We start from the raw sequence: 13,311 nt of genomic DNA, 5'->3' as shown, positions 1-13,311 counted from the left end.
CCTCCGCCAGATGTTTATGTAAGCGTCCGGCTGAGGGAGGACGGCTCCGTTTCCGCTAGTACGGACCGCCCATGATGTCGGCGCTGCCCCTGATGCTCGAGCATCAGGCCAGGATCACAGGACGGTAGGATTGCTACGTGTGGTGCCGGGTTCGTCGAGTACCCGGAGAGGTCAGCCTCTGGCCGGAAGCGAATCTGATCGATGACGGCGTCGCAATTCGTTTAATGCGACGGAGCCCAATTTGATGATCTGCGGAGGGTAGACAGAGAACGCTCGATGGCGCGACGGGCACTCCGCGGGCTGACGTTGTGAGTCGCTGGCGAAGCGGCTAGAAGGATTACGACCAAGGGCGGCCCGCGGTCCTCAACAAACAACGCTGCTCATCAGGCACGTACTCATTGAAGCGTCGAAACAGCGCTTCGATCCACGAGGTTCCTGCACTCTCCACCAGCAACCCGACCTGGCTCTGGTGGTAGTCCCACCATCGCTCGAAACTGAGACGCAGGCGTTCGATATCCGGCGCCCGCGTAAGTGCATCTGCGGACATCCGGATCAGCACGCGCGAGGGCGCATTCTCCACGTCCATCACCAGCACGCCCTTGCACCGGATCTCGAAGGACGTCGCTCCGGCATGGCGCGCGTGCAGTTCAAAGCCCTCGTATGCCTTCGCGGTAACGAAGCCGAGCGCATCACTGCGCAGCTGGCGGTAATCGGCCGGCCGCAGCTTCTGGTAGGCCCACACCTGATCGCCCGCTGGCTCGGGCCACTCCACCCACATCGCGCCGATCACCGCGATGCACACCGCTGCAGCGGCAAGGCCGTGCATCTTCATTCGTCACCCCGCACACAGGCAGAAAACTCCGCGCAATAAGCGCGCTCAGTCCTTGGGTCGCATTCGCTCGTGGATGTAGGCGGTCAGCGCCAGATCGGCCATCACCAGCCCCTCCATCACCCGGTCGCCCACGTACTGTTCCGGCTCGCCGTTCTGGCGCGTGCGCTCGGCCGCCAGCAGGATCTCCTGCACGATGCGTTGGCCGGTGAGCGCGCAGTCGGCGTCGGACAACGCCATCTGCCGGCTGCGTAGATGGTGCCGCTCGGGCCAGGGCTGGCCATCGGCCGCAGCGCCCGCGCCGATGGCGTGCAGGATGGCGATGAGGCTGTTGGGGTCCAGGGCCGGAGTGGCCGAGGGCGCTTCCCGGATCGGGCGCGGCGGAGGGGAGTGCGGTGTGGTCATGGCGGGCTCCGTGCATGCAAGCGGAAGCCGCCACCGATAAAGGTGGCGGGCAGAGCGTGGCTCGAAAACCGGATGTTGGGAACCGGCGGGTACAAGACCCCCACGCCCCGCCCGCCATAGCCGGCAGACGGATTGCCAGCCGGCACCACGCGCGGTGGTGCCGGCTGGCAAGCGCAAACTACTTCCCAACAAAACGGGCTTTCGAGTCCCGACCACCGATGCACGGTGGCGCAGTAACGATTACCTGCTGTTGTTCGGAATGCCAACGGGTTGGGGTCAATGCCGCCAAAACCCGAGACGCTTTTGGCATTGTCGCATAGCACCGGAAGCGGCGAGAGCCTTGGCGTGCTAGGCGGAACGGCACTTCTGGAACCGAGTCGTCAGAACCTTCCGTAAGAGACGCAGGGAACGGCAAATGCGACAACATCGGGCCGACGGCAACGTGTGATCGCCATTGCGAAGGAACCGGTGCGACGGCCGCTGATGGGTGCCGCGTACTTCGCCTCCAAGCGTGAGTGACTTTCTGCCTATTGACCCCGTAGGACGTCACGCAGAATCTGACTACTGCTGTAGTCACCCGGAACTGTCCTGTCCGCAGCAGGAGGGATCTGCGGCGTTTGAACGGATTCCACCCACTGGCGCAGGCCAAAACAAGGATCACTGCACGTGTTACGCCGCAATCGACTTCTTCTGTCTGTGGGTCTGGTCCCGCTTCCGTGGTTCCTGTTCTGGACCAGCGTTGCCGCCGTGTTCGCGCCGGGCTACAACCCGCTTGCACAGCACGCCAGCGAGCTGCTGCAGGCGCCAACGATTGCAAGCGTTTGCGGCAGGGTTGCCGCCATCGGCTCCGGCGTGGGCTTCGTGGCGTTCTCCATCGGGGTATGGCGGGAGTCCGGTCGCCGGATTGCCGTAGGCGCGATCTGCTGGATGATCTTTGGCGTCTCCATGCTGACCAACGGGCTCTGGCCCATGGGCCATCCGATGCACGGCTTCTACACCATCGGTATCGCAAACATCATTGCACCTGCGATGTCGCACATCGAGATGAGCGCGTGGTCTGCCAACCGAAGGGCGTACGCCGTGACCGCTTTGGTGAGCATTGCGAGCATCGTCTACCTCTGGTTGAACCTGGCCGGCGCGGATCCGGAGGGCTTCAGAGGGCTGACCCAGCGCCTGTTCTCATCGATCAACTCGCTGTGGCCATTCCTGGTGGCGTTGTATCTGCTGCGCAGGGATTCCAACGAGCTGAAGACGCACCTCGAGCACTGATGGGCACACATGCGGGTTGATGTGTTCAATTGGTGGCCGGCCCACTACTTCTGACTGGATGAAGGACCTCTCGTGATGAAACTTCCAGCCCGCTTCTGGGTGCATCTTTTCAGCCATCTGGGGTTCGTCGGGATCTTGGCCGGGCTGTTGGCCGGCTGGGTAGGGACGTTCTTCGAGGCCCTTGCCGGTCATTCCGATGCCGCAACCGACGCCGCCCGGGTGAGCGGCGTTGGAACGCTGTTTGGGTTCTGCATGCTTGCCCTGTTGCTGCTGGGAGCGCTGACCGTCTCTGGCGAGCTGTTCGGGCTGATCAGGCCGTACGACCGCAAGGCGCCCTATCGGCATGAGGCGCAGGCGATGCATCGGAAGGTGTTGCTGATTGTCGTGGCGGTACTGTCCTGGGCGGGCCTGACTGCGGCGTTCGTCATTGGGTCGTTGATGCGCTCCAGCTAGGTGCTGATGGTGGTGCTGGCATCTTCGGATTCCTCGGCAGAAGGAATCGGCGGGTTCGACACGGGAAGCCGAGCGGAGTGGTGATTCATCCGGAATCGGTTGCCCTGACCAGGGACAGCCTGCGGATTGAGGTGATACCGGTGCGGTCGCCGCGATGAGACGACTGGAGGATGAGATGCCGTGTGGCACGATTCGCGGATAAGGGCCACACGAGCGTGTTGATAGGAAGACGCCGACGTGCCCCGTCGGCGTCTTCCTCCATCAATTGATGATCTCCCCACTCCCCGAAGCAACAAACGCCTTCAACTGCCGAACGAACTCCGCATCGTAGGCTTCCCACTCCACAATCTCCCCAACCACCCGCAACGGCTGCGCACTCCGATACGACCGCGTCGGGTTCCCGGGAAACTTCTTGTTGGTCACGTTCGGGTCGTCTTCAAACGGCCCGGTCGGCTCCACCACATACACGCGCGGCCGCCCCGCACCGCGGGCCATCTCCGCAGCCAGCCCGGCGCCTTTGGCAATCGTGGTGAAGTAGATGTGGTTCATCACCACACTGTCGCGATAGTTGGAGCGGAAGCCCACGCTCAGCAACTCGCCCACCGCCAGATCAGCGCGGGTGCCGTGGTAGAACGGCCCGGCGACCTGGCCGCAGGTGTCATGCGCAACGGGTGTCCATTCGGTGTCCTGCGCCATCGGCACTGCCCCTGCGTGTCCTGCCGGATCGACAGGCCGGCGAGTCTAGGGCGCCCGGTGGGCCTTGCTGCAAGGCCCCATCCGGGAAATAATCTGTAAACGGGAGGCGCGGTGCGCCTCCTTTTTTCATTCTGCGGCGCCGCGCCCTTCCAGCTCGCGCACGGCGGTTTCCAGCGCGTCCAGCTTCTCGCGGGTCTTCAGCAGCACGGCGCGCTGCACTTCGAACTCCTCGCGGGTGACCAGGTCCAGCTTGGCCAGGCCGGCCTGCAGCGCGCTCTTGAAGGTGGCCTGCAGTTCCTCGCGCGATTCGCGCAGGCCCGGCGGCACCAGGTCGCTGAGGCGACGGGCGAGGTCATCGATGTGGTTCAGGTCGATCATGGGGTGCTCCGTGGGGGTGGGCCCGTGCATCCGGCGCGGGCAGGCCATTCGGGCACAAGGATACTGCCGGCACCCATCGCCCGGACAGGCGGCGGCGGCTTCGCACGGGCCGCGTTCAGGCGCTATCCTCCACGCCGGAAGACAGGAGATAGACGATGAAGATGGTCATGGCGGTGATCAAGCCGTTCAAGCTCGACGACGTGCGCGAAGCGCTGGCCGAGCGTGGGGTCACCGGGATCACGGTGACGGAAGTGAAGGGCTTTGGTCGCCAGAAGGGCCATACCGAGCTGTACCGTGGCGCGGAGTATGTGGTTGATTTCCTGCCGAAGGTGAAGCTGGAAGTGGCGGTGACCGATGACCAGATGGAGGCGGTGGTTGAGGCCATCGTGAAGGCCGCCGGCACCGGCAAGATTGGTGACGGCAAGGTGTTCGTGTACGACCTGGGCAGCGTGGTGCGTATTCGTACCGGTGAGCTGGACGCGGACGCGTTGTAACCCGGTTTCTGTAGAGTCGAGCCATGCTCGACTGCATTTCGCGCGATGCAGGAAGAGCAGTCGAGCATGGCTCGACTCTACAAGGAGCGGTAAAGCGGTCGAGCAAGCTCGACCCCTACCGGCGCTTCGCCCACTTGTAGAACCGCTTCCAGCCCTGGCGCACGGCGGAGACCCAGCCGGGGTCGGCCACCAGTGCGGCCTGCGCGGCACTCGGCGCCTGGCCAGTCACGCGCTGGCGGATCTTCAGCAGGTTCTTCATGTCGCTGCGGCGCATCTGCCGGCTCAGCGGGTTGCGGCGCAGCCAACGCGGGGCCCGCCAGGCCGAGGTGAAGTCCAGCAGCACCGGTACGCCGCTGCTGACCACCACGTTGGTGCCATGCAGGTCGTTGTGGGTGATGCCGGCGGCATGCAAACGGCTGAGCGCGTGCTGCAGCTGCTCGAACACTTCATTGCCCACGGCCTGCGCGGTGCTCAGGGTCTGGCCGGGAATGAACTCCATGCCCAGCGCCAGGCCACCGAGGGTGCCGAGCAGTGCGGGGGCATGCTTCCAGCCGCCGAGGCGCTGCAGCATGCGGGCTTCACGGCGCACCATCAGCCGCGCGATCAGTGAAACGGGAGTTCCGCGGTAGCGGGAATAGTCCTTGATGACCGCCTCGCGCCCGTCCAGGCAGGTACGGTAGACGTCGGGGGCCAGGAAGCGTTCGCCGCGCTTGAGCAGCAGCGGGGTGGCGGCGTCATCGCCGCAGGAGGAGGGGGGGAGAGCAGGAAGATACATGTCGGGGTCTCGGACGACCCGGTGGGTGGCGCAAAGCGTCAAGCGAACCGGTGTTACAGGGAGTTACTAAGTTTTCGTTAATTTTAGTACTCGCCAGTTCGCTATTCCACGATTTGTCGGAGAAATGTCGGGGTCGTGGCTGGAACAGTTCGTCGCGCTCAATCGGACAATTCTGTCTCACTTGACCGATGGTTCTTTCAGAATCAATAGGTTGCGTTTCGCTCTGCTTCGTTCATCCGCGGCCCGCTGAACGTCACGCACGTCCAGCTTGACCCCGACGCACGGCCTACCGACCATAAGCTGTTAATTCGCGACATCGGCGGCCGCCCCTTCCTGGCACGTCCCCGTCCCCTGCCGCGGTCCCCACCGGTGCTGGCCGTCCGGCCGTGCATCGCCCTGATTCCCGTTCCGGCTGCGGCTGGAGGAAAGTGTTTTGATCATCAAAATCGTCATTGCAGCGCTGTTCGTCGCCTGCGTGCTGTACATCCACTTCCGTGGCAAGGTCCGCGCGCGCTGGTCGCGCCAGCTGCTGGACCATTCCAGTTTCATGGCCCCGATCAACGTGGTCATGTACATGTTCTCGAAGGTGCCGACCACGCCGTTCCTGGACCCGGCCAAGGAGTTCCCGCAGCTGGAGCCGCTACGCCAGAACTGGCAGATGATCCGCGACGAGGCGCTGGCGCTGCGCGATGCACAGGCGATCGCGGCCTCCAGCACGTTCAACGACGCCGGCTTCAACTCGTTCTTCCGCCGTGGCTGGAAGCGCTTCTACCTGAAGTGGTACGGCCCGTCGCACCCGTCGGCGAAGGCGATGTGCCCCAAGACCACGGCGTTGCTCGAGTCGCTGCCGGACGTGCGCGCGGCGATGTTCGCGCAGCTGCCGTCGGGCAGCGAACTGCGCCCGCACCGCGACCCCTTCGCCGGTTCGCTGCGCCTGCACCTGGGCCTGGCCACGCCCAACAACGACGGCTGCTACATCGAAGTGGACGGCATCAAGAAGAGCTGGCGCGACGGCGAGTGGATGATGTTCGACGAGACCTACATCCACCACGCGCACAACGAGACGCCGGATGACCGCGTGATCCTGTTCTGCGACATCGCCCGTCCGCTGCGCTTCGGCCTGCCGGGCCTGTTCAACCGCGCGGTGGCGGCCACGCTGCTGGCCGGTGGTGCCTCGCCGAACCTGCCGGGTGACCCGACCGGTGGCGTCAACAAGGCCTTTGGCAGCGTCTACAAGGTGCGCCTGAAGGCCAAGGCACTGCGCGAGCGCAGCGTGGTGGCGTATCAGGTCATCAAGTGGGGCCTGGTGGTGGCGGTGATCGCCGGTATCTGGGCGCTTTGAATTGTAGAGTCGAGCCATGCTCGACTGCATTTCGGTCAGATCGCGGTAGCCCTGCAGAAGAGCAGTCGAGCATGGCTCGACTCTACAGAAAGCAAAAACCCGCGCTGTTGCCAGCGCGGGTTTTTTGTTGGATCAACCCTTCAGTGCGGCCTGCACGAACGGCGGGGTCACCAGCACGCCGGTGTGCAGCGCGGCGGTGTAGTACAGGGTGTTGAAGGTCTTGGCGGCTGAGTCGGCCTGGCGGAAGTCGAAGCTGCTGTCGCCCTTGCGCGCCATGGTCACGCTCCACCAGCCGGTGGGGTAGCACGGCTGCGGGAACGGCAGGGTCTTGAACGAACCGAAGCCGGCCTTGCCCATCTCGGTGCGCATTTCGTTGATCAGGTCCAGCTGCATCAGCGGCGACTCGGACTGCTGCACCAGGATGCCGTCGTCCTTCAGGGCCTTGAAGCAGCTCTCGTAGAAGGCCTTGTTGAACAGGCCTTCGCCGGGGCCGACCGGGTCGGTCGAATCGACGATCACCACGTCCACGCTGCCGGCCGGGCAGTTGGCCATGTAGGCCACGCCGTCGTCGAACAGCAGCTCGGCGCGGGCGTCGTCGTTGGAATCGCACAGTTCCGGGAAGTGCTTGCGCGCCATCACCGTGACCTGCTCGTCGATATCGCACTGGGTCACGCTCTCCACGCCGGTGTGCTTGAGCACTTCGCGCAGGGTGCCGCAGTCGCCGCCACCGATGATCACCACGCGCTTGGGCGCGGCGTGGGTGAACAGCACCGGGTGGCTGATCATCTCGTGGTAGAAGAAGTTGTCCTTGCTGGTCAGCATGATGGCCCCGTCGATGGTCATCAGGTTGCCCCAGTCGGTGGTCTGGAAGATCTCGATCTTCTGGAACGGCGACTGCACCTCGTCCAGCTTGCCGGTGATGCGGTAGCCGATGGCCGAGCCGGTGCGCTCGAAGTGCTCGATGTACCAGTTGTTGCTGTCAGTCATTGGAAAACAGTCCTGTTCGGAGGGGTGGAGCCGGGCTGGCGGGCGGGGCCGCGTGGCACAGATGCCACATCCGGACGGATCGGCCCGTTCAGGTTGGAACCTGTCACGGGCGCGGGCGCGCATGATAACGAACCTGTGGGCATATAGGCGTTATCATGCCCCCCCTTTTATTGCCAACAAGGCCGACTGAAATGACCGATTGGTCCCTCGACCAAGCCCGCAAGACCTACTCGATCCCGCATTGGGCGGACGGTTACTTCGACGTGGATCAGGCCGGGCACATGGTGGTGAGACCGACCGGGGCGGACGGCCCGGTGGTGTCGCTGCCCAAGGTGGTCGATGCGGCGCGCGCGGCCGGTGCCAAGCTGCCGCTGCTGGTGCGCTTCCCGGACATCCTCGGCCAGCGCCTGGGCAAGCTGCAGGCGGCCTTCGCCCAGGCCCAGCAGGACTGGGAGTACAGCGGTGGCTACACCGCCGTGTACCCGATCAAGGTCAACCAGACCCGCGGCGTGGCCGGCACCCTGGCCAGCCACCACGGCGAGGGCTTCGGCCTGGAAGCGGGCAGCAAGCCCGAGCTGATGGCCGTGCTGGCGCTGTCGCGCCCGGGTGGCCTGATCGTCTGCAACGGCTACAAGGACCGCGAGTACATCCGCCTGGCCCTGATCGGTCGCAAGCTGGGCCTGCAGACCTTCATCGTCATCGAGAAGCCGTCCGAGCTGAAGCTGGTGCTGGAAGAGTCCAAGGCGCTGGATGTGAAGCCGGGCCTGGGCGTGCGCATGCGCCTGGCCTCGCTGGGCGCCGGCAAGTGGCAGAACAGCGGTGGCGACAAGGCCAAGTTCGGCCTGTCGCCGCGCCAGCTGCTGGACCTGTGGAAGTCGCTGCGTGACACCGAGTACGCCGACTGCCTGAACCTGCTGCACTTCCACATGGGCTCGCAGATCTCCAACGTGCGCGACATCGCCAACGGCATGCGCGAAGCCACCCGCTACTTCGTGGAGCTGTCGCGCCTGGGCGCGAAGATCACTCACGTCGATGTGGGCGGTGGCCTGGGCGTGGACTATGAAGGCACCCGTTCGCGCAGCTTCTGCTCGATCAACTACGGCCTGCATTCCTATGCCAGCAACATCGTGCAGCCGCTGGCCAATGCCTGCGAAGAGTTCGGCCTGACCCCGCCGCGCATCGTCACCGAGTGCGGCCGCGCGATGACCGCGCATCACGCGGTGCTGATCGCCAATGTCTCGGAAGTGGAAGAGGCGCAGGAAGGCCGCGTGCCGGACCAGCACGACGACGAGCCGGCCGCGATCCGCCACCTGCGCGAGATCCACGACGAGCTGGACGTGCGCCCGGCGGTGGAACTGTTCCAGGAAGCACAGCACTTCCACGCCGAAGGCCTGGCCAGCTATGCGCTGGGCCAGATCGACCTGCCGCAGCGTGCGCGCATCGACGATCTGTTCTACGCCATCGCCCATGGCGTGCGTGCGCGCCTGAGCTACGACGAGAAGAGCCATCGCCCGGTGCTGGATGAACTGAACGAGCGCCTGGTCGACAAGTACTTCGTCAACTTCAGCGTGTTCGAATCGATCCCGGACGTGTGGGCGATCGACCAGGTGTTCCCGATCGTGCCGATCGAGCGCCTGGACGAAACCCCGGACCGTCGCGGCATCATCGCCGACATGACCTGCGACTCGGACGGCATGGTGGAAACCTATGTCGAGAACGAGAGCCTGGACAGCTCGCTGCCGCTGCACAAGATGAAGCCGGGCGAGAGCTACCGCATCGGCTTCTTCATGGTCGGCGCCTACCAGGAAATCCTGGGCGACATCCACAACCTGTTCGGCGATACCGACGCGGTGGAAGTGCTGGCCGATGCCGATGGCTACGCCATCACCCAGCAGCGCCGTGGTGACACCACCGACGTGATGCTGGATTACGTGGGTTACCGCCTGGACGAGCTGCGTGCGACCTATGCGCAGCGCGTGGCCGAGGCGCAGCTGTCGCCGGAACGTGCGCAGGAGCTGTCGGAGGCGCTGGAAGCCGGCCTGACCGGTTATACCTACCTGTCCGACGAACCGCTGGTCTGAGGTCAACGGGAACGCCGGGCCTGGCCCGGCGCTACCGGCCCCGATGAGCGCGCGCGCGATCTTCCACCTGTTCCTGCATGCCGCCGTGCCAGCCCTGCTGGCATGGCTGTTCTGGCGCAAGCGCTTCGCCTCGGCGTGGCTGCTGATGCTGCTGGGCTGGATCATCGATCTGGACCACCTGCTGGCCGATCCGATCTATGCACCGAACCGCTGCAGCATCGGGTTCCACCCGCTGCACACCGCACCGGCGATTGCGGTCTATGCGGGGCTGTGCGTGCCGAAGAAAACGCGGTTGTTCGGCATCGGTTTGATCATCCACATCGTGCTGGACGCGATTGATTGCTGGTGGATGCACCACCGTTGATGCTGGGTGCGTGTCGACCAAGGTCGACACCTACCGGGAGCGCGATGGCCGACGGAACTGATGCACTGCTTTGGTAGATGCCGACCTTGGTCGGCGCTTTTGATGCGTGTCGACCAAGGTCGACACCTACCGGGAGCACGGCGACCGGTCGGGTTGGCGCTTGGTAGAGCCGGCCGCTGGCCGGCTTCCGCAGGGCGTTCCCGGTGACCACGTGGTTGTAGGCCAGCGGCCGGCACTACCCGCCGTTGGGTTGGCCAAGGTCGACACCTACCGGATGCACGATGGCCGACGGAACCGATGTACTGCTTTGGTAGATGCCGACCTTGGTCGGCGCTTTTGATGCGTGTCGACCAAGGTCGACACCTACCGGGAGCACGGCGACCGGTCGGGTTGGCGCTTGGTAGAGAGCCGCTGGCAGCTTCCGCAGGGCGTTCCCGGTGACCACGTGGTTGTAGGCCAGCGGCCGGCACTACCCGCCGTTGGGTTGGCCAAGGTCGACACCTACCGGATGCACGATGGCCGACGGAACCGATGTACTGCTTTGGTAGATGCCGACCTTGGTCGGCGCTTTTGATGCGTGTCGACCAAGGTCGACACCTACCGGGAGTACGGCGACCGGTCGGGTTGGCGCTTGGTAGAGTAGGCCGCTGGTAGGCTTCCGCAGGGCGTTCCCGGTGACCACGTGGTTGTAGGCCAGCGGTAACGCCTTACCCGCCGTTGGGTTGGCCAAGGTCGACACCTACCGGATGCACGATGGCCGACGGAACCGATGCACTGCTTTGGTAGATGCCGACCTTGGTCGGCGCTTTTGATGCGTGTCGACCAAGGTCGACACCTACCGGATGCACGGCGAACGGCGTTCCCGGTGACCACGTGGTTGCCGGCCAGCGGCCGGCACTACCCGCCGTCAGGTTGGCCGCCTCACGCCACCGGCAACCACAACGTGGCCCGCAATCCCGGCTGAGCATTCTCCAACGCCAACCGCCCGCCATAACTGGCAGCGATATCACCCACAATCGCCAACCCCAGCCCACTGCTGCCCTCGCGCTCATCCAGGCGCACGCCACGCTGGGTGACCTGTTCCAGCGCGTCTGCGGCCAGCCCGGGGCCGTCGTCGCGTACCTCAATGCGCAACTGCCCTTCGCTGGTGTCTGCAGTGACGTCCACCTGTTGCTTCGCCCACTTGCCGGCGTTGTCCAGCAGATTGCCCAGCATCTCCTCCAGGTCCGCACTGGCACCGGCGAACTGCAGTGCCGGATCGATACCAGCCGCCGTGAACGTGATGCCACGTTCGCCATGCACGCGTGCCATCAGCCGGCACATCGCCTGTGCGACAGCGGCCACGTCGGTGCGCTGGCGATGGTCGGCGGCCAACCCTGCGGCCAGGTAACGGTCGACGCTGGCCTGCATACGCGCACTCTGCTCGCGTACGGTGGCGCGCCAGTCCGCGCCGTCGCCGTCGGCCTCAGTGGCCAGTACGCTCAGCGGGGTTTTCAGCGCATGCGCCAGATCCTGTGCACTGGTGCGCGCGCGCGCGACCATGCGTTGCTGATGCTCCAGCAGCGCGTTGAGCTCCTCGCCCAGCGGTGCGACCTCCGCACCCAGCCCCTGTGTATCGATGCGCTGCGCGTCGCCGCGCCGCACCCGTTCCAGCTGTGCACCGAGGCGATGCAATGGACGCAATCCGAAGCGCACCTGGCTGGCCAGCACCGCCAGCCACGCCGCGACCAACACACCCAGCGCGATGGCAGTACGCTGGCGGAACGCGGCAACGTCTGCATCCAGCGCGCTGCGATCGGTGGCAACCACGGCCACGAACGGTTCGTTGGCGCGTGGCAGGCGCACCTGCTGCACGCGTGCGCGCAGGGATTGCTGCAGCGGCCCACTCAGATTGCGCGTGGCCGGCCCGCTGGCTGTGACGGGCAGGGTTTCATCCCACAGCGAGCGCGACTGCAGCAGTACGCGGCCATCGGCACCGGCGATCTGCCAATAGGCACCGGAGAACACACGCTGGAAGCGCGCGTCATTGGGTTCCTGGCGCAGGCGCAGCTGTCCGTCCGCATCCACTTCGGCCTGCGCCAACAGGGTCAGCATGTCCTGCTGCAGTTCATGGTCGAAGCGATCGCGCGCGCTGCGCTTGAACAGCTCGCCCAGCAGTGCGCTGGCCAGCAGCGAGACCAGCAGCAGGCCGACGCCACCGGCCAGCAGCAGGCGCCGCCGCAGCGACGGTTGCCGGTTCATGGCGAGGCCAGCCGCCAGCCCTGGCCGCGCACGGTCTGGATCAGATCGATGCCGAGTTTGCGGCGCACCCGCCCGAGCAGCACGTCCAGTGCGTTCGAGTCCGGATCGTGGCCGCCATCGAACACCTGTTCGCCCAGGCGGTCGCGGCCGATCACCTGGCCGCTGTGGTGGATGAAGTAGCTGAGCAGGCGGAACTCCTGCGGGCTCAGCGCCAGCGCCTGCCCATCCAGCTCGAAGCGGCCTGCATTGACGTCCAGTTGCAGCGGGCCGCAGTGCAGGCGCGGGCTGGCGTGGCCGTGGCTGCGACGGATCAGGGCGCGCAGGCGCAGCACCAGTTCGTCGGCCTGGAAGGGTTTGGTGAGGTAATCGTCGGCGCCGGCGTCGAAGCCGGCCAGCTTGTCGTGCCAGCGCCCGCGCGCGGTCAGCACCAGCACCGGAAAGCTGCGGCCGTTGCCGCGCCAGCGCTCGATCACGCTCAGTCCGTCCAGCCCGGGCAGGCCCAGGTCGACGATGGCGGCCTGCAGATCTTCGATCTGGCCGATCTCCTCGGCCTGGCGGCCGTCGGCGACCACGTGCACCACGTAGCCGGCCTGCTCCAGCAGGGGCACCAGGCGCTGTGCCAGTGCGGCATCGTCTTCGGCCAACAGGATGCGCATCAGTCGTCGAGCTCCGTCTTCAGCAGCTTTCCGCTGCGCGCATCATAGTCCAGCTCCACTACCACGCCGTCGCCGCGCAGGATCTCCACTTCGTAGACGCCATCGTCCAGTTCCACTTCCAGCAGCTGGCCCGGAAAGCGCTTGAGCGCATCGCGCACCACGCTTTCCAATGGCACGTAGCGGCCCTGCTGCACGGCGCGGCGCGCGACCTGCTGCGCCGGGTCCTGTGCCGGTGCGGCGGCGGTGGGGGCGCTGGCCAGGGCCAGCAGCAGGGGCAGGGTGGAGAGCATCGGGGCGCAGGGCGGGCTGTAGGAACAGGCGTGAGTGTGCCGGGGCTGACT

Annotated in this window: 15 protein-coding genes; 6 read left to right on the top strand and 9 right to left on the bottom strand. The window is 65.4% G+C overall.

The window, feature by feature from the left end:
- Positions 1 to 337: 337 nt before the first annotated feature.
- Positions 338 to 832 (bottom strand): hypothetical protein, encoded by a 495-nt coding sequence (locus tag ACZK45_RS20425; protein WP_049400809.1) that lies wholly within the window; start codon positions 830 to 832, stop codon positions 338 to 340.
- A 45-nt stretch (positions 833 to 877) separates the two neighbouring features.
- A complete protein-coding gene (locus tag ACZK45_RS20420; protein WP_253146043.1) occupies positions 878 to 1,234 on the bottom strand; it encodes a hypothetical protein in 357 nt (118 codons plus the stop codon).
- A gap of 666 nt (positions 1,235 to 1,900) precedes the next feature.
- Here ACZK45_RS20420 and ACZK45_RS20415 point away from each other — a divergent pair.
- Together ACZK45_RS20415 and ACZK45_RS20410 are read left to right on the top strand one after the other, a co-directional pair.
- Entirely contained in the window at positions 1,901 to 2,503 is a 603-nt protein-coding gene (locus tag ACZK45_RS20415; RefSeq protein WP_253146042.1) for a DUF998 domain-containing protein, read from the top strand.
- Between the two features lie 75 nt (positions 2,504 to 2,578).
- Positions 2,579 to 2,956 carry a hypothetical protein gene (locus tag ACZK45_RS20410; RefSeq protein ID WP_478445161.1) on the top strand — a complete coding sequence of 126 codons (378 nt, stop codon included), beginning with the start codon at positions 2,579 to 2,581 and terminating at the stop codon, positions 2,954 to 2,956.
- A gap of 261 nt (positions 2,957 to 3,217) precedes the next feature.
- Here ACZK45_RS20410 and arr read toward each other — a convergent pair whose 3' ends face one another.
- Positions 3,218 to 3,652, bottom strand: a complete 435-nt coding sequence (gene arr / locus ACZK45_RS20405; protein ID WP_478445160.1) for an NAD(+)--rifampin ADP-ribosyltransferase — start codon at positions 3,650 to 3,652, stop codon at positions 3,218 to 3,220.
- A gap of 126 nt (positions 3,653 to 3,778) precedes the next feature.
- A complete protein-coding gene (gene ubiK, locus ACZK45_RS20400) occupies positions 3,779 to 4,030 on the bottom strand; it encodes a ubiquinone biosynthesis accessory factor UbiK (protein WP_049456468.1) in 252 nt (83 codons plus the stop codon).
- Between the two features lie 155 nt (positions 4,031 to 4,185).
- On the opposite strand from ubiK, the gene ACZK45_RS20395 reads away from it, so the two are divergent.
- A complete protein-coding gene (locus ACZK45_RS20395) occupies positions 4,186 to 4,524 on the top strand; it encodes a P-II family nitrogen regulator (RefSeq protein WP_253146040.1) in 339 nt (112 codons plus the stop codon).
- A 115-nt stretch (positions 4,525 to 4,639) separates the two neighbouring features.
- On the opposite strand, the gene ACZK45_RS20390 is transcribed toward ACZK45_RS20395, so the two are convergent.
- Positions 4,640 to 5,299 carry an RIO1 family regulatory kinase/ATPase domain-containing protein gene (locus tag ACZK45_RS20390; protein ID WP_478445159.1) on the bottom strand — a complete coding sequence of 220 codons (660 nt, stop codon included), beginning with the start codon at positions 5,297 to 5,299 and terminating at the stop codon, positions 4,640 to 4,642.
- 436 nt (positions 5,300 to 5,735) lie between these two features.
- Between ACZK45_RS20390 and ACZK45_RS20385 the strand changes: the two genes are divergently transcribed.
- Positions 5,736 to 6,641 carry an aspartyl/asparaginyl beta-hydroxylase domain-containing protein gene (locus ACZK45_RS20385; protein ID WP_032973506.1) on the top strand — a complete coding sequence of 302 codons (906 nt, stop codon included), beginning with the start codon at positions 5,736 to 5,738 and terminating at the stop codon, positions 6,639 to 6,641.
- A 132-nt stretch (positions 6,642 to 6,773) separates the two neighbouring features.
- Here the strand turns inward: ACZK45_RS20385 and speE are convergent, their stop codons facing one another.
- A complete protein-coding gene (speE, locus tag ACZK45_RS20380) occupies positions 6,774 to 7,628 on the bottom strand; it encodes a polyamine aminopropyltransferase (protein ID WP_049400802.1) in 855 nt (284 codons plus the stop codon).
- 191 nt (positions 7,629 to 7,819) lie between these two features.
- Here speE and speA point away from each other — a divergent pair, with 191 nt between their 5' ends.
- Positions 7,820 to 9,709 (top strand): arginine decarboxylase, encoded by a 1,890-nt coding sequence (gene speA, locus ACZK45_RS20375; RefSeq protein ID WP_005411370.1) that lies wholly within the window; start codon positions 7,820 to 7,822, stop codon positions 9,707 to 9,709.
- Between the two features lie 43 nt (positions 9,710 to 9,752).
- Positions 9,753 to 10,073, top strand: coding sequence for a DUF6122 family protein (locus ACZK45_RS20370; RefSeq protein ID WP_005411369.1), 321 nt, complete (start codon positions 9,753 to 9,755; stop codon positions 10,071 to 10,073).
- A 921-nt stretch (positions 10,074 to 10,994) separates the two neighbouring features.
- Here the strand turns inward: ACZK45_RS20370 and ACZK45_RS20365 are convergent.
- The 3 genes from ACZK45_RS20365 to ACZK45_RS20355 are packed head-to-tail and all read right to left on the bottom strand — an operon-like array spanning position 10,995 to position 13,260.
- Entirely contained in the window at positions 10,995 to 12,314 is a 1,320-nt protein-coding gene (locus ACZK45_RS20365) for a sensor histidine kinase (RefSeq protein ID WP_478445158.1), read from the bottom strand.
- Positions 12,311 to 12,970, bottom strand: coding sequence for a response regulator transcription factor (locus tag ACZK45_RS20360; protein WP_478445157.1), 660 nt, complete (start codon positions 12,968 to 12,970; stop codon positions 12,311 to 12,313). The genes ACZK45_RS20365 and ACZK45_RS20360 overlap by 4 nt, the downstream gene beginning before the upstream one ends.
- Complete coding sequence (locus tag ACZK45_RS20355; RefSeq protein WP_005411366.1) at positions 12,970 to 13,260, bottom strand: PepSY domain-containing protein; 291 nt, start codon at positions 13,258 to 13,260, stop codon at positions 12,970 to 12,972. The genes ACZK45_RS20360 and ACZK45_RS20355 overlap by 1 nt, the downstream gene beginning before the upstream one ends.
- Positions 13,261 to 13,311 lie beyond the last annotated feature (51 nt).

The organism is Stenotrophomonas sp. 63632_Sma, assembly GCF_056482875.1.
Note: the sequence above shows the minus strand (reverse complement) of the source record. Positions and strands in the feature narration are given on the sequence as shown.

Bases quoted from the DNA above. Each gene is read 5' to 3' on its own strand.
- ACZK45_RS20360 (WP_478445157.1), bottom strand. From the start codon at position 12,970: ATGCGCATCCTGTTGGCCGAAGACGATGCCGCACTGGCACAGCGCCTG.
- ACZK45_RS20410 (WP_478445161.1), top strand. From the start codon at position 2,579: ATGAAACTTCCAGCCCGCTTCTGGGTGCATCTTTTCAGCCATCTGGGG.
- ACZK45_RS20420 (WP_253146043.1), bottom strand. From the start codon at position 1,234: ATGACCACACCGCACTCCCCTCCGCCGCGCCCGATCCGGGAAGCGCCC.
- ACZK45_RS20365 (WP_478445158.1), bottom strand. From the start codon at position 12,314: ATGAACCGGCAACCGTCGCTGCGGCGGCGCCTGCTGCTGGCCGGTGGC.
- speE (WP_049400802.1), bottom strand. From the start codon at position 7,628: ATGACTGACAGCAACAACTGGTACATCGAGCACTTCGAGCGCACCGGC.
- ACZK45_RS20370 (WP_005411369.1), top strand. From the start codon at position 9,753: ATGAGCGCGCGCGCGATCTTCCACCTGTTCCTGCATGCCGCCGTGCCA.
- ACZK45_RS20395 (WP_253146040.1), top strand. From the start codon at position 4,186: ATGAAGATGGTCATGGCGGTGATCAAGCCGTTCAAGCTCGACGACGTG.
- arr (WP_478445160.1), bottom strand. From the start codon at position 3,652: ATGGCGCAGGACACCGAATGGACACCCGTTGCGCATGACACCTGCGGC.
- ACZK45_RS20390 (WP_478445159.1), bottom strand. From the start codon at position 5,299: ATGTATCTTCCTGCTCTCCCCCCCTCCTCCTGCGGCGATGACGCCGCC.
- ubiK (WP_049456468.1), bottom strand. From the start codon at position 4,030: ATGATCGACCTGAACCACATCGATGACCTCGCCCGTCGCCTCAGCGAC.
- speA (WP_005411370.1), top strand. From the start codon at position 7,820: ATGACCGATTGGTCCCTCGACCAAGCCCGCAAGACCTACTCGATCCCG.
- ACZK45_RS20425 (WP_049400809.1), bottom strand. From the start codon at position 832: ATGAAGATGCACGGCCTTGCCGCTGCAGCGGTGTGCATCGCGGTGATC.
- ACZK45_RS20355 (WP_005411366.1), bottom strand. From the start codon at position 13,260: ATGCTCTCCACCCTGCCCCTGCTGCTGGCCCTGGCCAGCGCCCCCACC.